Raw genomic sequence first — 18,087 nt, forward strand, 5'->3', positions numbered from 1 at the left:
TAGCGGGGGAAAGGCGGGGCGCCATGCCCCGCATCTGGCTTATTCGCCGACTGTCATCACGCTGGCAGATTCCTGCTGAGCCATCTGCGCCAGATCTTTATCGACGAAGAAGAGCGCCTTGCCATCTTCGCCCACCAGACGGATCTTATCGACGATAGACTTGAACAGCTTCTCCTCTTCGTGCTGCTCAGACACATACCATTGCAGGAAGTTGAAGGTCGAGTAATCCTGATTGGTAAAGGCTGTGTGGGCCAGCGCGTTGATCTTGCTGGTGATCATCTGCTCGTGCTCATAGGTGTATTCGAACAGGGCCAGCAGCGAATCGAATTGTGACTGCGGCGCCTCGATCGCCCCCAGTAGCGGCATGCCACCAGTTTCGCTCACATAGGTAAACAGACGATGCATGTGCTGCATCTCCTCTTCGGCGTGAGCACGCATAAATTTCGCGGCACCCTCAAAGCCCTTGTCTTCACACCAGGCGCTCATCTGTAGGTAGAGGTTAGAGGAGAAGAACTCCACATTAATTTGCGCGTTCAACTGATCTATCATCGTTTGTGCCAGCATAGTTACTTCCTTATTTGAGTCATTTCTTGTTGCTAGGGCCTGTTCACCTTTCAGGTTTAATTTTTGTTCTATCTAAACGCGTTTTGCTCGAGGCGAGAGCAATGAAGCATAGTTACTCTATGTGAATTGCGAGCAACAAAGTGCAGGGCGCGTTTAGATGAACCCATAGGGCAGCGTTTGCAGGCCATTTCTACTGCGTTATCGCCAGTTTGTGTAGAACCACTACACGACTCAGGCTCTGCCTTGTATCAATCACCTTCAAACTGCTGCAAAAACAAACAGGAAAGGTCAATAGGCCCTATTTATTGTGTTTAACCCCCCAGTGAATTGCAACCATCTTTACTTAACTCAATGTTTTTAAATGCAAATAATTATCGTTAATGGCTTAGAGGGTAGCATTCATGTCTGCTTGTTACATTTGCTAACCAAATCAGGCGGATTTATTAACATTTTGTCTCTAGGCTTTAGGGTCAAGAAACTAAGCTCATAACCCCGGCCGGGTCTGACGTGCCTGGGGTGGGACAATCGATGAACCTCACCAAATTAAGCACCAATAACCCTGCCGGCACCCTAGTGGCCCTGCTGCTGATCGCCATATTCGGCGTGTTAGCCATAGGCAAGCTGCCGATCCAGCTGCTGCCGGACATTCAACGGCCGCAGATCTCCGTCTTCAACAACTGGCGCTCGGCGGCGCCTCAGGAGATGGAATCCAACATCATAGAGCCTCAGGAAAATGTGCTGCGCCAGGTGCCCGGCGTGGTGGAGATGACCTCCAATATCTCCCAGGGCTTTGGCGGCATCACACTGACCTTCGAGGTGGGTAGCGACATGCAGGCGGGGATGATCAATGTGATCAACGCCCTCAACCAGACGCCCCCCCGGCCGCTGGATGCCAACGAGCCCTTCATCAATGTCGGCGGTGGTAACGGCGCGCCCAATCTGGCCTCCCTGCTGATCCGTATGGCGCCGGATAATCCGGCCACCGACTTCGCCCAGTACCAGAAGCTGATCGACGATGTGGTCGAGCCCAGGCTGAGGCTGATTTCCGGCGTGGGCTCGGTGCGCCTGCAGAGTCGCCTGCCGAAAGAGTTACATATCGAGTTCGATCCCTATCGCGCCGCGGCGCTGGGGATCACTCTGGATCAACTGCGCAGCACACTGTCGCGGGCGGCGGATATTTCGGGCGGCACAGCTAACGTGGGTCGTCGCCAATATACGGTACGTTTCATCGGCCAATACACGCCAGAAAACCTGGGTAATCTCATCGTCACCTACAACGAGGGACGCCCCATCTACCTCAACGAGCTGGCGGATGTGGAAGTGTCGAGTGCCGATGTGCAGGGCTTTACCAAGCGTAACGGTTACCCCGCCTACTATATGACGGTGGAGGGCACCTTCGATGCCAATACGGTGAAGGTGCTCGATGGTGTCAACGAGGCGATTGCCGAGCTCAATCTGGGACCGCTCAAGGAGGCGGGGCTGGTGTTGGATCTCTCCTTCGATGCCTCTGTGCATATCAAGCGGGCCATCTGGTTGGTGAAGGGCAACCTGGCGATCGGTGTGGTGCTGGCGCTGGTGATCCTCTATGCCTTCCTGCGCAGCTTCCGCGCGACCCTGATGATCGCCTCGACCATCCCCGTCGCCCTGCTGATCGCCTTCTTCTTCCTCGAGATGATGGGGCGCACACTGAACGTGATCTCCCTGGCGGGCCTGGCCTTCGCCGTGGGACTGGTGTTGGATGCGGCCATCATAGTGCAGGAAAATATCGTGCGCATCCTGCAGCAGGGGACGCCGATCCGTGAGGCCATCGCCAAGGGCACAGATCAGGTCAAGGGTGCCTTGCTGGCCTCCACCGCCACGACGGTCGCCATCTTCCTACCGATCCTGTTCATGCCCGGGGTGGAGGGGCAGCTGTTTTCTGATCTGGCGCTCACCCTGTCGGTGGCCGTAGTCTCCTCCTTTATCAGTGCCATCACCCTGATCCCGGTATTTAGCCTGTTGTGGCTCAAGCTCTCACCGCAGGATGATGGCCAGCAGAGCGGCCGCCTGTGGCGCTGGATCTCGGCAACCGTACAGCGCCTCACCGGCGACACCAAACGTGCCGTCTTCTGGTGTATCACCCTGATACTGGGAGCTGCCCTGTTGACGGCGGTCCTGATGCCGAGACCCGACTTTCTGCCCCAGGCGCGCTCGGACGGCATATTCGCCTTCTTCGCCCTGCCGCCGGGCGCAAACGTCAAGACGCTGGAGAAGGAGGTGGGTGATGTGATCATAGAACGCCTCAAGCCATACTATGACAAGGAGAAACAGCCCTATATCAAGGGATATAACTTCTCCATGTACAGCGCCTTCAACGTGCTGTTTATTTATCCCGAAGACCCGTCCCAGGCCGATGCCATGATAGAGCTGCTCAACAAGGAGATCTTGGTGGGACTGCCCGATACCCAGGCCTTTACCAACCGCGGCTCCCTGCTGCAGTTTGGCTTTAACGGCGGCAGAGCGATCAATATCGACCTTCAGGGGGCCGACATGGAGGCCCTGATGGAGACGGCAGGCAAGGGGATGGGGCTCATTCAGGAGGCGCTGCCCGGCGCCGTGGTTAGGCCGATTCCTGGTCTCTCCATGGCACAACCCGAGCTGCAGTTGATCCCCAACGAGCGCCGTCTGGCCCAGGCGGGCGTCGACCGGATTCAGATAGCCAACGCCATTCGCGCCTACACCTCTGGCTTGTTTGTGGGTGAGTATTTCGACGGCAACGAGCGCATGGATGTGTTGCTCAAGGGGCCCAAGTGGCAGGTGCCCGAGCAACTGTCGGCGACCCCTGTCTATACCCAGGCCGCCGGTATTCAGACCATAGGCGAGCTGGCGACCCTCAAGCGAACCGTGGGACCGACCCAGCTGCAGCGAGTCAATGGCAAGCGCAGCGTCAGCCTGTTGATCTTCCCGCCGGCGGATATGTCCTTGGATGAGGCCCTGGAGAAACTCAATGAGTCGGCGGTGCCGACCCTGAGAGCCAGCCTGCCGGAAAACAGCTCACTCGGCTATCGTGGCAGCGCCGACAAGCTCGACAGCACTATCAAGGATATGGGCGCCAACTTCGCCCTGGCGGTGGTGATCCTCTTCCTGCTGATGGCCGCCATGTTTAAGTCGGCCAAGGATAGCCTGCTGGTCTTGCTCTCTATGCCGCTGGCGATCTGTGGCGGCGTGGTCAGCCTGCGGCTGCTAAACTTGTTTAGTTTCCAGAGCCTGGATCTGCTGACCATGATAGGTTTCATCATCTTGCTGGGGCTGGTGGTCAATAACGCCATCCTGCTGGTGGATCAGACCCGCCAGAGTTATCGCGAGACGCCGGATATCGACCTGGCCATCGCTCAGGCCGTGGCGACCCGCGCCCGCCCTGTGTATATGAGCACCCTGACCTCCATCTTCGGCATGCTGCCGCTGATGCTGGTGCCCGGTGTCGGCAGCGAGATCTACCGCGGCCTGGCGGCGGTTATCGTCGGCGGCATGACCTTTAGCGCCTTGTTTACCCTTATTTTGATGCCCAGCCTGTTGCGTCTGACCCATAGGTTGAGCCCAGTTACCAAAAGGGGGGCCGACGAGCCAGCCCTCGCATCCACTACAGGAGTGAAGTCATGAGATCCTTAATTGCCGGCGTGCTGGCGCTCTCTCTAATCGGTCCCATGAGCTGGGCCCAGGGCGAGGCGCCCGAGCGTCTGGTGCAGGTGGTTCAGGTTGAGAACCGCGCCCTGTCGCCCAAGATCATGGTGATAGGATCTGTGCACTCCCGTAACTATGCCGAGCTGACCGCGGGCATCGAGGGTAAGCTCGAGTGGGTGATCGAGGCCGGTACGCTAGTGAAGGCGGGTGAGGTGGTCGCCCGCATCGAGAAGACTCGCCTCGAGCTGCAGAAGGCTCAGCAAGAGGCGCAGATAGAGTATGAGACTGTGGGGCTGTCTAGGCTGAACCGCGAGCTGAAACGCTTGCAGAAGCTGATGGCTAACAAGAACGCCTCGGAGACCGAGCTGGACAAGGCGCGCTCGGATCGCGACCTGGCCGCCGCTAACCTCAAGCTGGCGCAGATCAAACTTAAGATGATCCTCGATGATATTGCCCGCACCCAGGTGAAGGCGCCCTTTGCCGGCATCATCACGGCGCGTCAACGTCAGGCGGGTGAGGATATCAGCCGCGCCGAGTCAATCGTCGCCATTACCGACCCGGACAACCTGGAGATCAGACTGCATGCGCCGCTCAAGCACAGTCGCCGGGTGAAGGTGGGGGATGAACTGCGGGTCTATCATGGCCTGGGGGAGTTCTCCGCTAAGATCCGCAGCCTGATCCCCGTGTCTGATGTGCGCTCCCAGACCTTCGAGGCTCGCATCGACCTACCGCTGGAGCGACAGGATATGCTCAACGTCGGCGAGCTGGTCTCCCTGGCACTGCCAATTGCTCCTAAACAACTGACCACCTTAGTGCCCCGTGACGCCGTGGTGCTGCGCTCCGCCGGTGCCTTCGTGTTCAAGATAGATGCGAGTAACAAGGCGGTGAAGGTGGCAGTCGAACTGGGCGATGGTGAAGGGGAGTGGATCGCCGTTAAGGGTGAACTCAGCGACAGCGACCAGGTGGTGATTCGCGGCGCCGAGACGCTACAAGATGGCCAGCAAGTGAAGGTGCAGGCCAATACCCTGGAGCTGAGCGCCGGTTAATCTATACCTTTGGAGATAGCCGAGCCGACATCCGCCCAGCCGCTGTCGGCTTTTTGGTTGAATCTCGGCGGATTGCGGCCAAAAACTGCCGTCGAGATCATAGTCTTCTGATCTCAGCGTGGCATAATGAGCGGCAATATTCGCTTTTACTCATATCCTACAGTTAACGCTAAGGTACTCTATGTCTATGCAAGCCGATCCCTGTGCAAAACCCAGCCTAATGCATCCCGATGAAGCCATCATCAAGCTTCTGGAACAAGTTCGTCCACTGGAAGAATCGGAAATGGTGCAGCTTCCCCATGCGCTGGGACGTGTGCTGGCCGAGGATCTGGCCTCTAGCATAGACCTGCCACCCTTCGACAACTCGGCGATGGACGGTTATGCCTTCCGCTTCGAGGATCTGGCCCAGGGCAATCGTTTCACCCTCATAGGTCACTCCTTTGCCGGGCATCCCTTCGAGGGCGAGGCCAGTGCCAATACCTGTGTACGCATCATGACGGGCGCGCCTGTACCGCCGGGTTATGACACAGTGCAGATGCAGGAAAAAGTCGAGGTCGACGGCGACAGCATAGTGATTGAGGCGCCAAAGGCATTAGGCGCCAACGTGCGCCGTCGCGGCGAAGAGGTGATGACGGGTGGCAAGGTGCTCTGCGCCGGCACCCAGATCGGCGCCGCCGAGATGGGCGTGCTGGCCACCATAGGTGCCAGCCAGGTACGGGTGACCCGCCTGGTCAAGGTGGCCTTCTTCTCTACCGGTGACGAGTTGCGCCCCGTGGGCACAGAGTTGGCGCCGGGTCAGATCTACGACTCCAACCGTTACAGCATTCAGGGCCTCTTGAGCCGCGCCAACGTCGAGTGGATAGACCTTGGGGTGATCGAAGACGACCCGGAGGCGATCCGCGCCGCGTTTCGTAATGCCGCGGCTAATGCCGATATGGTGATCACCTCGGGCGGCGTCTCGGTGGGCGATGCCGACTTTACCAAGCAGATCCTCGACGAGGAGGGTGAGATCACCTTCTGGAAACTGGCCATCAAGCCGGGTAAGCCCTTCGCCTTCGGTCGTATCGGCGAGGCGGTCTTCTGTGGTCTGCCGGGCAATCCTGTCTCCTCCATGGTGACCTTCTACAAATTGGTGTGGCCGCTGCTCAACAAGATGCAGGGGCTGCCTCAGGTCAAGCCGCTCCTGTTACAGGCCAAGCTCAAGGGCGACCTGCGTAAGTTCCCCGGCCGCGTCGAGTATCAACGTGGTGTGCTGAGTCAAAATGCCCAAGGTGAGGCCGAGGTGAGTGTCACCGGCGGCCAGGGCTCTGGCATGCTTACCTCAATGAGTCTGGCCAACTGTTTCATTATCCTGGCGCAGGAGCAGGGCGATACGCCGGACGGTAGCCTGGTGACTGTGGAACCCTTCAACTCAGTGCTGGCACTCTAGGGGCGGACAGATGGAGCCGAATACCCAAGAAGAGATCCTCTCCGACGCAGAGATCTTGCGCTATAGCCGCCATATCTCCATCAAGGCGATGGACTTCGAAGGCCAGGAGCGACTCAAGCAGTCCAAGGTGCTGGTGATAGGGGCCGGCGGCCTAGGCTGTGCCTCTACCCAATATCTGGCGGTCGCCGGAGTGGGTCAGCTAACCCTGGTGGATTTCGATACCGTCGAGCTGTCGAACCTGCAGCGGCAGGTGCTGCACCACGACGCCACTATCGGCCAGCCCAAGGTGGAGTCGGCCAAGACCTCCTTGATGCAGCTCAATCCCCATCTCAGGGTCGAGACCATCAACGCCGTGCTCGATGACGAGCAGATCCTGGCGCTGGTGGGCGAGCATGATCTGGTGATGGACTGTACCGACAACATAGTGGTGCGCGAGCAGCTCAATCAGGCCTGTTTTCAACATAAGGTGCCTTTGGTGTCGGCCGCTGCCATCCGCATGGAGGGTACGGTCACCGTATTCGACTATGGTGAGCAGAGCCCCTGTTATCATTGTTACAGCAAGCTGTTTGGCGACCAACAGCTGACCTGCGTCGAGTCGGGCATTCTGGCGCCCGTGGTGGGCATGATAGGTTGCCTGCAGGCGGTGGAAGCGATCAAGGTGCTGGCCAAGATGGGCAAGACCCTAAGCGGTCGCATCCTGATGATAGATGCCATGACCATGGAGTTTCGCGAGATGAAGCTGCCTAAGCAGCCTCATTGCCATGTTTGCGGTGTGTGAGCGTTTACTTACTGTTGTGGTGTTGCCTGAGAGTTTGATATCGCTAGTTAAGTAAGAAGCGAGGCTAAGGCCTCGCTTTTTTGTGTCTTACCACCGATTTTTCACGGCAAACTGACAATGTAGTTCTTGATTCAGGCCTATTTTAAGTGTCTGCCACCATCCAGTGCCAGGGAACGCCCCGTCACATACTGGCTCTGCATCAGGTAGTCTATCGCCTGCAGCACCTCGACTTCGCCACCCTCTCTGGCTAATACCGACTTGGCCCTGGCCTTTTCGCGATAGGCGGCATCGTCCTGCTCGTTGAAACAGATCAGCGCCGGGGCGATGGCGTTGACCTTCACCTTTGGGGCTAACTTGGCGGCGAAGGAGAGGGTCATGTTTTCCAGCGCGGCCTTGCTGGCGGCGTAGGCGATATGTTTCTTGCTGCCCTTTTGCGCCACATAGTCGGTGATATGGATGATATCCGTCATGGCCTGCTGGTTTTGCAGTAGCGGTGCTAGGGCGAGGTTGAGCTGGTAGGGCGCATAGACATGAACCTGCATCATCTGGGCGATCACCTGATCGGCGCCCGCTGGGTCATTGTCATCTAGCCAGAGCGAGGCGTTGTGGATCACCGCATCTAGCTGACGATAGTTCTGCTTCAGCGTCTGGATAAGCTCTTCGAGCTGGCTTTGAACGGTGAAGTTACAGGGGTAGAGGTCGGCGCCCAGTTCTGTGAGGGCATCTATGCTGGGGTAGTGGCTGCGATAGGTGCCTATCACCTTGTGTCCACGGGCGAGAAAGGCCTCGGCCAGATAGAGGCCAATACGCTTGCCTACGCCTGTGATGAGTATGGTTTTTTGCATCCTGATGCACCCTTTGATTCCCGATATTGCAGCCGATAGTAGCTTTCGCGGCTCGACGGATTCAAGTGTTTTTAGGGAATATGAGTCCTATCCTCGGCCTGATTCATGTGAATAGTCGTAAGTTTAATCTCTATCCATAATCACCTTTATTGTTTGTATTCAAATCAATGTGTCGTTCATCCATATGCAGTATAAATCGGGTTTTTAGCGCTTAAATTGGATCTAAATGGTCGAAAACTGGCTGTGATTTGGAATAAAAGCGCTATGGCGTTACAATAGTGCCGAATATTTCTATTGTATTGCTATGAGTTCAAATCATTTTAATCAAATCTAAATGATGGCCTGGTGGCGATTCTTTGAGGTCTTAACGGAGAGAATCGATGACGAAAGGTATTGATAAATACAGCATTGAAAGCACCGACTATACGATCGGCCAGGACAATGTGCAGAAGTGGGGGTTCGATGTACACAACCCCGTATTTGGGGTGAGTGCCGGGCTAATTGCCGCCTTCCTGCTGGCGACCCTGTTGACCGATGCCGAGACAGCCAAGTCTGTGCTCGATGGCATCAAGTGGAAGATTATCGGCGCCTTCGATTGGCTGTTTATCTGGTCGGGGAATATTTTCGTGATCTTCTGCCTGGGCCTGATCCTCTCGCCCTACGGCAAGATACGTCTCGGCGGTAACGAAGCCACCGCGGACTACTCCTTTCTCTCCTGGTTATCCATGCTATTTGCCGCCGGTATGGGGATAGGCCTGATGTTCTGGAGTGTGGCCGAGCCCGTGGCCTACTTTACCGGTTGGTATGAGACGCCGCTTGGGGTCGAGCCCAACACGCCGGAGGCGGCCAAGTTGGCGCTGGGGGCCACCATGTTCCACTGGGGCCTGCATCCCTGGGCCATCTATGGTGTGGTCGCCCTGTCGTTGGCCTTCTTCACCTATAACAAGGGGATGCCCCTCTCTATCCGCTCCATCTTCTACCCTCTGCTGGGTGACAGAGCCTGGGGCTGGGCGGGACATATTGTCGATATCCTGGCCGTGCTGGCCACCCTGTTTGGTTTGGCGACCTCGCTAGGCCTAGGTGCCCAGCAGGCCGCCAGCGGTATCCACCATGTGTTTGGCATAGATGCCGGCCTTGGGCTGCAGATGATAGTGATAGTCGTCGTGACCCTGCTGGCAGTGGTCTCAGTGGTGCGCGGGATCGACGGCGGCGTTAAGGTGATCAGTAATATCAATATGATAGTTGCCTTTGCGCTGCTGATCCTGGTGGCCATGATAGGTTACGCCGTCAGCCTGGGCAGCATTCCTACCACCCTGATGGCCTACGTGGAGAACATTATTCCGCTTAGTAATCCACACGGGCGCACCGATGAGGCCTGGTTCCAGGGCTGGACAGTATTTTACTGGGCCTGGTGGATCTCTTGGTCACCATTCGTGGGCATGTTTATCGCCAGGGTCTCTAAGGGACGTACAGTGCGTGAGTTCATTACCGCAGTGCTGCTGGTACCGACCGGCGTGACCCTTATCTGGATGTCGGTATTTGGTGGCATGGCGATCGATCAGGTGGTCAACAAGGTGGGTGAGTTGGGGGCCAAGGGCCTGACCGACGTGCCGCTGGCCATGTTTGAGATGTTCGATGTGCTGCCGTTCGGCACTCTGCTCTCTATCATCGCCGTGGTGCTGGTACTGGTGTTCTTTATCACCTCGTCGGACTCAGGTTCTCTGGTGATCGACAGCATCACCGCCGGCGGCAAGATAGACGCGCCTGTGCCACAGAGGGTGTTCTGGGCGCTGCTCGAGGGTGCAATTGCGATGGCGCTGCTGTGGATCGGTGGTACCGAGGCGATTCAGGCTCTGCAGGCCGGCGCCATCTCGACTGCACTGCCCTTTACCGTGATACTGCTGCTGATGTGTGTCAGCTTGCTGAAGGGGATGCGCACCGAGCGCTTCTAACGCGGGAATCGTGGAAAATAGAGGAGGCCCTTGGCCTTCTTTTTTATTGCCTGCGCCTATGTCAGAGCAAGTATAAACGGCAATACCAGAGCTTAGACAAGCGCTAGCACCAGAACTCTTTGATGGGGCGGTTGGGGTCGAAGTGATGGGCGATCTGCGCCTGCAGCAGCTCGGCGGTGGCGATGGCGTCGCTCAGGGCGTTGTGGGGCGGATAGCTGGGCAGGCCGTATCTCGACCGGCTCTGGCCCAATCGCACCGAACCCGGCTTGTCTCCTTTTAGGCGTTGTAGCAGGCCGCCGTGCTGGCGCTTCTGTATCTCAGACTCTAGCGCCATAGTATCTATCAGGGGGAACTCTATCCCCTGATGAATGCGGCGGATCAGTGCCTTCTCCAGGAATAATCTTTCTATTGCTTGATAGTGCACCACCATGATCTTGCCCGCCATCTGCTCCAACACCTGTTCGAAGATGGCGGATAGATCCGGTGCGTCCAGTATGTCGCTGTGGGTGATGCCGTGGATGATCACCGACTCCTCGGCCAGCTGTTCTCTTGGCCTGACGGTCCAGTGCTGGGCGCGATTGAGAAAGATCCGTCTCAGATTGAAGGGCACAGTGCCTATGCTGACGATATCGTCCTTGTCGACGTTCAGGCCCGTGGTCTCGAAGTCCATCGCCAGCAGCTCGACCTCCGCCAGCGGCGTGTCGGGGTCCGGCAGGCCGCCCAGGTAATACTGGCGTAAACCCTGATGCTCAGTGGTCTTGAGCCGCTGCTCAAATTTACCCGGCCAGTCGATGCTAGGTGGTGACAATAGCTTCTTCAGCATCTTAGGCTCACTTAAACTGGTTGCTGGCGTTGTAGCGGAACTTGAGGAAGTTCTGGGCGTTACTCAAGATCTGAAACGCATCCTTGAGGTTGCGGCGCTCGAAATCCGACAGGTGCTCTGGCTCTATGTTGTTGTCGGGATCGATTCCTTGTTCAACGTCTAGGGCCTGATGGCGGATGCGCACCATGGAGATGAACTCCATGGCGTCCCGCAGATCCTCGCCGCGCCCCTTAGGCAAGATGTTGGCGTCTATGATGTCGTCCAGACGCTCGAAGGAGTTGCGGGCGCGTGAACCCACCGCCAGGGCGTGTACCCGGATGAGATCCGCCAGCGGCGCCGTGCCGCGGCGCTTGAGGTTGATGGAGTTGTTGTGACGGCCATCTTTCTCCATCACGAAATCTTTGAAGAAACCCAGCGGCGGGGTGCGATTCAGGGCGTTGCGGGCGAGGCAGGCCAGGAAGCGGTTGTTCTTGCGTGCCCGGCGTACGATGAAGCCGTTGAGCTGCTCGGCCCACTTGAGGCGGCCATAGACGCCGTCGAGATCGAAGAAGATGGAGGCATTCAGTAGCGCCTTGGGGTTTGGATCGTCGATCCAGTCGGCGAAACAGGCCTCCCATTCTTTGCGCGTCATGCGCCACATGGGGTTGGTGGCCATGATATCCCCGGTGCAGTAACTGTAACCGCAGCTATCTAGCCCATCGCAGACGAAGTTGGCCAGCTGGCTGAAGTAGTCGTCGTGCTTCGCTTCGTCGAATTCGTCGTCGAGTATGATGGCGTTGTCCTGATCGGTGACGATTAGCTGCTCGTCGCGGCCCATGGACCCCAGTGCCAGGAAGCAGTATGGGATGGGCGGTGGGCCTAGTTTCTCTTCGGCCAGCTCGAGTATTCGCTGCTTGAAGCTGCGGCCGATCACCGACATGGCGCTACCCACCATGTGAGAGTTGGCGTCTTCGTTCACTAGGCGCACGAAGCTGTCTTTGACCTGGGTGGCGAGGGCGGCCAGCTCCTCCAGACTCTGTTGCTGGAAGATGCTGCTCACCAACAGCAGGGAATTTTGCGACTCGTATCTGACGATATCCGTGGCCTCGATGATGCCTATCGGCTTGCGTCCCTTGCACACAGGCAGATGATGCACGTTGTAGCGCAGCATGGTGAGCATGGCCTCATAGACATAGGCGTTATGATCTAGGGTGATCACCTCTGTGCTGACCACGCCGGCCAGCTCGGTGGCCGGGTCTATCCCCTCGGCCACGACTCGGGTGCAGAGATCCCTGTCTGTGATGATCCCAAGCAGCGGGCTGGTGTCGCCGTCCTCATCCTCCAGGACATTAGGGTCGATCACCAGGAGGGCAGAGACATTCTCCTGGGCCATCATGATGGCGGCCTGCTGTATGCTTTCGCCCTTGTGGATCACAGGGGCATCGCGGGTGAGCAATGTCTTCACCTTAGAGGTGGTCAGGTCATTCTGTTCGCTGGTGTTAGAGACTGTCTGGCGCAGGCGGGCGCTGTCCTCCACCTCGACGAAGTCGGCAAAGGTGTCGTACTGATCGTAGAGCTGCTGGAAGATCGCCTCTGGGATGCAATAGACTAGGGTGTCCTCGATCGCCTTGACCGGGAAGCGCACCTTGTTGTTGGTGAGCAGGCCCATCTGGCCGAAGAGATCGCCGCTGTCCAGGCGGTTATAGAGCTCCCCCTTGCGGCGGTAGACCTCCACCACGCCGCTGCGCACCATGTAGAGGTCATGGATCTGATCGCCGAAGTGGATGATGGGGGTGTCTTGGCGGTAGTAGGCGATCTCCACATGGTGGCTCACCATGGCGACCACCTCGTCGGGCAGGGCATTAAACGGGGGATATTGGCTTAAGAAGTTTTGGATCTCGTTTAACTCTGCTTCCATAGATCTGCCTGTGGCTGATTTTCTCCTGTCATGGCTAACATACTACCCCATAGACCAGGCTATGTGTGGCGCCTGGCCTAAAAAGATCCCTTAGCTTAGTGGGCCGTCCACAACATCTGGCCGCACTGGCTGAGATCATAGCCGCCGAGCTGGGCCGCCAGTTGGCGGGTCTGGGTGCTGCCGAGCATCTCGAACAAGGCCTGGAGCTGACGACGGAAGTAGATCCCCTGGGGCATCACGAAGTCGAAGGATTCGGTCACCAGAGGCACGAAGCTCAGGCCGCTCTCCAGCGCTACCGATTGACAGCCGAAGCCGATATCGGCCTCGTTGCGGGCGATGAAGCCCGCCAGTTCTCGCTCGCTATAGGCGGTGATCTGCGGATTGAGCTGCTCTATGCTGGCGCCTTGCTTGATCAGCCAGTGTTCTAGGTGTTGTTGGCTACCGGCGCCGGCTTGGCGGCCGACCCAGCGCCAGGGGAGGCCGATCACTTTCTCCTCTTCCTGGCATCTGTGGTGCATCTCGCTGCGCATCATCAGCCCCTGCTGGCGGGTGTAGCCGTGCACCATCACCCACTGTTGGTGGTTGGGGTAGCCCTTGAGCAGGGCGGGGTGACGTATGTTGCGCTCCTCCACATTGCCCCAGTGCAGGGTACAGACGTCGGCGTAGCCGCGCGACAGGAGATCCAGCCCCATGCGGGAGCCGGTTGAGCTATAGCTGATGAGATCGCTCTTGCCTATCTTAGACATGAGGCGGGCCACCAACATGGAGAGCAGGGGGTCGTCGCTTCCCGTGATATGCATGCGATCCGACAGCATGCCGCTATGGCAGGAGTCCATGACCCAACGGTCGATCAAAATCTTGGGAAACAACCATTTACCCGTCACCTTGGTGGCGGGCAAAATGCGGTCATTGGCCATGGAGTAGACCTTCTTCTCGTTCAGGTCGAGATACTCGGCGACCTGTTTGGCGCTCATGTAGACGAGTTCGCTGGGTTCAGTCATGGATAATCCTTTAACCTTCTCCGTTAACCTAGGTTACGCTTCGGCGGTGTGGCATCAAATTCGATATTTTCCGCACCATGATAGATGAGGAAGTGGCGCCCCTTGGCGCGGGCGATCATGGTGATCCCTAGCTTCTGGGCCAGTTCCAGCCCCATCTGGGTGGCACCGCTGCGCGAAAGCAGGACGGGGATGCCCATCTTGGCCACCTTGATCACCATCTCTGAGGTGAGACGCCCTGTGGTGTAGAACAGCTTGTTGCCGCCGCCCTGTTGCTTGAGCCACATCTCGCCGGCGAGGGTGTCGACCGCGTTGTGACGGCCGACATCTTCGACGAAACCGATGATCTGATCGCCCTCGCACAGGCCACAGCCATGCACTGCACCGGCATTCTTATAGGTCTCGTTGTAGGCGCTGATGTTATTGAGCAGGCTGTAGAGCATGCTCTGTTTCAGCTGCGGCGTGGGCAGGCGAATATCCTCGACGCCATCCATGAAGCCGCCATAGACAGTGCCCTGGCCGCAACCTGTGGTGACTGTCTTCTCCGCCAGTTTCTCTTCCAGGTGCGCCGTCGACTCCTTGGTGATCACCGCCGCCGAGTTAACCTCCCAATCCACAATCACAGACTCGAGCTGATGGACGTCGCTGATGAAGCCCTGGTTCTTCAAATAGCCCAGTGCCAGCGCTTCGGGACGGGCACCCAGTGTCATCAGAGTCACTATGGGGCGCCAGTTCAGGTAGAGGGTGAGGGGGCGCTCGCAGGCGATATATTTGTCGACTACTTCGCCCTGCTCGTTGATGGCTTTCACCGCCATGGTGAGCGGGGCATCAGCTTGGGTCTTGACCAGTGTGGGGTGTTTGAAACTTGTCATTGCTCTCGTCTTGTTGCATTGGGGCGCATTGAGCATAGCAAGTATCGTTCCTACGCAAGGATTTCGAGTGTAAATGCGTGATCCAGGCGTCGACTTTGTGCGATGTCGCCCTTTTCTGTCCCGGCCAAAATGGCTTTTAGGACAAATTGTCCTACGCTTGTTAGGGATTTGATGATCCAGTTCAAACTATTCCCCTTCTAGCGATGGCATGTAAATTGCTTTGTTAGGTCTATCGCTAACCCAATGCCCGGCGAATCAGCAATACGCCGGCCTGCTAGGCAAAACGGAGACGCAATGCAACATACCGAAAGTCAATGGCCCATGTATGTCTCACTGAAAAAGGTGGAGAAACAGATGGGGCGCTGGACCGCTGAAAGTTGGGAATTAGATCAGATAGTTCCCGCCACTCAGCCCGCGCCTGCCGGGGCCCACATAGTGATGCTTGAACTCTACAAAGATGAGCGCGGCAGCTATCGCATCAACCTGGATATGGACAACGCCATGCTCTACGTGGTGTGCGACGAGCTGGAAGATGGCACCTGGGTGCCCGCCTATATCTCGGCCGACCAAAATGTCGCAGCCGGTTGCCTGGAGGGTGACACCCCAGTGCTGAACTTCCCCATGCCCAAGGCGATCGCCTGCTGGATAGAGGCCTTCATCACCCGTCACGGCGAGGTGGAGATCTGCGCCCATAGGCGCAAGCATGTCAATCGCCGTAAGAACGAGGGGCCGAGTACCAATCCGGATAGGGGGCTAGTGTCCTGATGAGTGATAAGCCAAGCGGACTCTTCGCACGCTGGACCCAGCGTCGCCAACAGGTGCAGGCCGAGGAAGAGGCGGCGCGTCTGGCCGAACAGGCCCAGGAAACGCCGGTCGAGCCATCGCTTGAGGCCGAAGGTGCGGATGGTGTCGAAGCTAGCGACCAAGTCGCTCCCGAAGAGAAGAAGATACTGACCGCCGAGGACCTGCCGGATCCCGAGAAGATAGAGGTGGGTGGCAGCTTCGCCAGTTTCATGGCCGACAACGTCGATCCTGATGCCAAGACGGCGGCCCTGAGGGCGCTTTGGAAGCAGCCACACTATCACGAGATCGATGGCCTGCTGGAATATGCCCTGGACTATACAGATCAGCCCAAGTTGACCGCCGAGGTATCGGCCGAGTTAGCCAAGAAGGTCTTCAGGCATCTGACCAAGGATGAAGAGGCGGTCGAGGCGGCTGCCGAGACGGCGGAAACCCAGCTAGCACAGCAGGAAAATGCTGCGGCGCAGGTCGAGGACAATTTGGACAGGGCATCCGACGAGGTGTCCCAAAATGAACCAGAAATACAGGCCTCAACCAAGCCTCCTGTTGTTTAAGGTAAGTTTAGAGTGCTTTTAAATCCATAAATTTGGTACGTGATTTGCTGTATTAACGACAATTAACAACGAGTTAGATAATCGTTGAACTCAGGGTGAAGCTGGCGCAACAAGCGCATGCCGTTAGAGCACAACAGCCACCCGGCTGATACAGCAGCCAAATACTGCTTAGGAACGCAATGTGAGCATGCATTTAGAGACGAGCGACAATTTGGCCCACCTGAAGCAGGTGCGCCAGCAAGTGTTGGGACAGACACAAATCCTGCAAAACCTGATCCCACCTACAGTGAGTTACACCACAGAGGGCAATGTGTTGATCATTGGCCCGGAAGACTTGGCACGCCTGGCGGCCGACAAGCTGGCCAACATGGGTCAGCGCGCCATTCTGGCTAACGAGTCGATCACCAGCCAGGATGAAGACCACCTGGAGAAGGTGATGAACGCCGCCGAAGATGTCGAGAGCTATTACAACAAGCTTATCGAGATCAAAGGCTTCCTGGGTCAATTCCAGGTCAAGGTTGAGCACGACAACGGCACCGCTGACCTCAGCCTGGTGGCCATTCGTAAGGCCCATTTCGATCTTATCCTCGACCTTAGCCAAGCGCCCTGCATCAACCTCGAGATGCTGCCTCCGGGTTACTTCTACGTGGGGCAGGATGAGGCCAAGTTGATGGATGCCATCGCCCAGTTGCCCGAGCTGATCGGTGAGTTCGACAAGCCGCGCTACGTCAAGGTGAACAGCGATATCTGTGCCCACCACAGAAACGGTATCGATGGCTGTAACCGCTGCCTCAACTTCTGTCCCGCCGATGCCATCGCCAGCGTGGACCATAAGATAGAGATCGACCCTTACCTCTGCCACGGTGCGGGCAGCTGTACCAATGCCTGCCCGACCGGCGCCATCAGCTATGACCTGCCGACGCCACAGGCGCTGCACTCCTACCTGAACAAGTTGGTGACACGTTTTCGCAGTGCGGCGCAGACCGCGCCTGTGATCCTGTTCCACGATGCCAGCCTGGGTGCCACGCTGATCGGCGACGAGCTGCCCGGTGCCATCTTGCCGGTGGAGCTGGAGGAGATCACGGTCGCCAGCATGGATCACTGGATGGCGGCCCTGGCCTGGGGCGCGCGTCAGATCTTGGTGCTCAACACAGAGGCCACGGCGCCAACCCTGACCCAGATGCTCAACGGCGAGCTCAAGCTGGCCAACGAGATCCTCGACGAGATGGGTCAGCCACAGCGTGTCAGCGTGGTTGAGGCCAGTCAGATTGCCGACCTGGCCACATTGATCGAGCCGAGCGCCAGCTGGCCCATGATAGTGCCGGGCGAATTTGCCGCCACCACCAAGCGTGAGACCCTCTACGCGGCGATCGATCACCTCAACAGCCAGGCGGCCTCTACCGATGCCTGCCTGAGCAAGAGTAATATTCCTTACGGTAAGGTGAGCGTTAATACCGATAACTGCACCCTGTGTCTCTCCTGTGTGTCGACCTGTCCGACTCAGGCGCTGACCGACGGCGGTGAGAAGCCGGCGCTCTATTTTGTCGAGCAAGCCTGCGTGCAGTGCGGCCTGTGTGAGTCGGCCTGTCCGGAGAAGGTGATCAGCCTGACACCACAGATTAATTTCGATGCGACTGCTCGTCAGAGCCGTCAAACCCTGAATGAGGAGGCCCCGTTCGAATGTATTCGTTGTGGTACCCCATTCGCCACCCAATCCATGGTGCAACGGATGCTGGATGTAGTCGGCGGACACAGTGCCTTCAGTGCCAATACCGAGCGTCTGAAGATGTGTAGCGACTGCCGGGTAAAAGACATGTTTGAAGACATACTTCAAGATCCTGAAAAGCAACTGCGATAAGAGTTTAGCC

Annotated in this window: 14 protein-coding genes; 8 read left to right on the top strand and 6 right to left on the bottom strand. The window is 57.5% G+C overall.

The window, feature by feature from the left end; all coding sequences use genetic code 11:
* Positions 1-39: 39 nt before the first annotated feature.
* Entirely contained in the window at positions 40-564 is a 525-nt protein-coding gene (ftnA, locus tag K0J45_RS00210) for a non-heme ferritin (RefSeq protein WP_011863852.1), read from the bottom strand.
* A 528-nt stretch (positions 565-1,092) separates the two neighbouring features.
* Here ftnA and K0J45_RS00215 point away from each other — a divergent pair.
* The 4 genes from K0J45_RS00215 (at position 1,093) to moeB (ending at position 7,477) form a co-directional block, all read left to right on the top strand.
* Complete coding sequence (locus tag K0J45_RS00215; RefSeq protein WP_220043823.1) at positions 1,093-4,203, top strand: efflux RND transporter permease subunit; 3,111 nt, start codon at positions 1,093-1,095, stop codon at positions 4,201-4,203.
* On the top strand, positions 4,200-5,270 hold the full coding sequence (locus K0J45_RS00220; protein WP_220043824.1) for an efflux RND transporter periplasmic adaptor subunit: 1,071 nt from the start codon (positions 4,200-4,202) through the stop codon (positions 5,268-5,270). The genes K0J45_RS00215 and K0J45_RS00220 overlap by 4 nt, the downstream gene beginning before the upstream one ends.
* 181 nt (positions 5,271-5,451) lie before the next feature.
* Complete coding sequence (gene moeA, locus K0J45_RS00225; RefSeq protein ID WP_220043825.1) at positions 5,452-6,699, top strand: molybdopterin molybdotransferase MoeA; 1,248 nt, start codon at positions 5,452-5,454, stop codon at positions 6,697-6,699.
* A gap of 10 nt (positions 6,700-6,709) precedes the next feature.
* Positions 6,710-7,477, top strand: a complete 768-nt coding sequence (gene moeB / locus K0J45_RS00230) for a molybdopterin-synthase adenylyltransferase MoeB (protein ID WP_220043826.1) — start codon at positions 6,710-6,712, stop codon at positions 7,475-7,477.
* A 137-nt stretch (positions 7,478-7,614) separates the two neighbouring features.
* On the opposite strand, the gene folM is transcribed toward moeB, so the two are convergent.
* Positions 7,615-8,322: a dihydromonapterin reductase gene (gene folM, locus K0J45_RS00235; RefSeq protein ID WP_220043827.1), complete on the bottom strand. Its 708-nt coding sequence runs from the start codon at positions 8,320-8,322 to the stop codon at positions 7,615-7,617.
* A 380-nt stretch (positions 8,323-8,702) separates the two neighbouring features.
* On the opposite strand from folM, the gene K0J45_RS00240 reads away from it, so the two are divergent.
* The gene (locus K0J45_RS00240; RefSeq protein ID WP_220043828.1) at positions 8,703-10,274 is read left to right on the top strand and encodes a BCCT family transporter; all 1,572 of its coding nucleotides are present in this window, start codon (positions 8,703-8,705) and stop codon (positions 10,272-10,274) included.
* A gap of 103 nt (positions 10,275-10,377) precedes the next feature.
* On the opposite strand, the gene K0J45_RS00245 is transcribed toward K0J45_RS00240, so the two are convergent.
* The 4 genes from K0J45_RS00245 to K0J45_RS00260 form a co-directional block, all read right to left on the bottom strand.
* Complete coding sequence (locus K0J45_RS00245; RefSeq protein ID WP_220043829.1) at positions 10,378-11,097, bottom strand: 3'-5' exonuclease; 720 nt, start codon at positions 11,095-11,097, stop codon at positions 10,378-10,380.
* 7 nt (positions 11,098-11,104) lie between these two features.
* Positions 11,105-12,994 (bottom strand): DUF294 nucleotidyltransferase-like domain-containing protein, encoded by a 1,890-nt coding sequence (locus K0J45_RS00250; RefSeq protein WP_220043830.1) that lies wholly within the window; start codon positions 12,992-12,994, stop codon positions 11,105-11,107.
* A 95-nt stretch (positions 12,995-13,089) separates the two neighbouring features.
* The gene (locus K0J45_RS00255) at positions 13,090-13,995 is read right to left on the bottom strand and encodes a substrate-binding domain-containing protein (protein ID WP_220043831.1); all 906 of its coding nucleotides are present in this window, start codon (positions 13,993-13,995) and stop codon (positions 13,090-13,092) included.
* Positions 13,996-14,018: 23 nt separating this feature from the next.
* Positions 14,019-14,864 carry a formate dehydrogenase accessory sulfurtransferase FdhD gene (locus tag K0J45_RS00260; RefSeq protein ID WP_011863863.1) on the bottom strand — a complete coding sequence of 282 codons (846 nt, stop codon included), beginning with the start codon at positions 14,862-14,864 and terminating at the stop codon, positions 14,019-14,021.
* 294 nt (positions 14,865-15,158) lie between these two features.
* On the opposite strand from K0J45_RS00260, the gene K0J45_RS00265 reads away from it, so the two are divergent.
* The 3 genes from K0J45_RS00265 to K0J45_RS00275 all read left to right on the top strand — a co-directional run bounded on the left by K0J45_RS00265 (position 15,159) and on the right by K0J45_RS00275 (position 18,077).
* Positions 15,159-15,629 carry a DUF3305 domain-containing protein gene (locus K0J45_RS00265; protein WP_144202355.1) on the top strand — a complete coding sequence of 157 codons (471 nt, stop codon included), beginning with the start codon at positions 15,159-15,161 and terminating at the stop codon, positions 15,627-15,629.
* Positions 15,629-16,219, top strand: a complete 591-nt coding sequence (locus K0J45_RS00270; RefSeq protein WP_220043833.1) for a DUF3306 domain-containing protein — start codon at positions 15,629-15,631, stop codon at positions 16,217-16,219. The genes K0J45_RS00265 and K0J45_RS00270 overlap by 1 nt, the downstream gene beginning before the upstream one ends.
* Before the next feature lie 187 nt (positions 16,220-16,406).
* The gene (locus K0J45_RS00275) at positions 16,407-18,077 is read left to right on the top strand and encodes a 4Fe-4S binding protein (RefSeq protein ID WP_220045178.1); all 1,671 of its coding nucleotides are present in this window, start codon (positions 16,407-16,409) and stop codon (positions 18,075-18,077) included.
* Positions 18,078-18,087: the final 10 nt, after the last annotated feature.

It is taken from the genome of Shewanella alkalitolerans, assembly GCF_019457575.1.
GTDB classification, from domain to species: domain Bacteria; phylum Pseudomonadota; class Gammaproteobacteria; order Enterobacterales; family Shewanellaceae; genus Shewanella; species Shewanella loihica.

What these genes read in the sequence shown, in the direction of transcription:
- folM (WP_220043827.1), bottom strand. Translation starts at nt 8,322, where the DNA reads ATGCAAAAAACCATACTCATCACAGGCGTAGGCAAGCGTATTGGCCTC.
- K0J45_RS00255 (WP_220043831.1), bottom strand. Translation starts at nt 13,995, where the DNA reads ATGACTGAACCCAGCGAACTCGTCTACATGAGCGCCAAACAGGTCGCC.
- moeB (WP_220043826.1), top strand. Translation starts at nt 6,710, where the DNA reads ATGGAGCCGAATACCCAAGAAGAGATCCTCTCCGACGCAGAGATCTTG.
- K0J45_RS00245 (WP_220043829.1), bottom strand. Translation starts at nt 11,097, where the DNA reads ATGCTGAAGAAGCTATTGTCACCACCTAGCATCGACTGGCCGGGTAAA.
- K0J45_RS00215 (WP_220043823.1), top strand. Translation starts at nt 1,093, where the DNA reads ATGAACCTCACCAAATTAAGCACCAATAACCCTGCCGGCACCCTAGTG.
- K0J45_RS00250 (WP_220043830.1), bottom strand. Translation starts at nt 12,994, where the DNA reads ATGGAAGCAGAGTTAAACGAGATCCAAAACTTCTTAAGCCAATATCCC.
- K0J45_RS00260 (WP_011863863.1), bottom strand. Translation starts at nt 14,864, where the DNA reads ATGACAAGTTTCAAACACCCCACACTGGTCAAGACCCAAGCTGATGCC.
- K0J45_RS00220 (WP_220043824.1), top strand. Translation starts at nt 4,200, where the DNA reads ATGAGATCCTTAATTGCCGGCGTGCTGGCGCTCTCTCTAATCGGTCCC.
- K0J45_RS00265 (WP_144202355.1), top strand. Translation starts at nt 15,159, where the DNA reads ATGCAACATACCGAAAGTCAATGGCCCATGTATGTCTCACTGAAAAAG.
- ftnA (WP_011863852.1), bottom strand. Translation starts at nt 564, where the DNA reads ATGCTGGCACAAACGATGATAGATCAGTTGAACGCGCAAATTAATGTG.
- K0J45_RS00270 (WP_220043833.1), top strand. Translation starts at nt 15,629, where the DNA reads ATGAGTGATAAGCCAAGCGGACTCTTCGCACGCTGGACCCAGCGTCGC.
- moeA (WP_220043825.1), top strand. Translation starts at nt 5,452, where the DNA reads ATGTCTATGCAAGCCGATCCCTGTGCAAAACCCAGCCTAATGCATCCC.
- K0J45_RS00275 (WP_220045178.1), top strand. Translation starts at nt 16,407, where the DNA reads ATGCATTTAGAGACGAGCGACAATTTGGCCCACCTGAAGCAGGTGCGC.
- K0J45_RS00240 (WP_220043828.1), top strand. Translation starts at nt 8,703, where the DNA reads ATGACGAAAGGTATTGATAAATACAGCATTGAAAGCACCGACTATACG.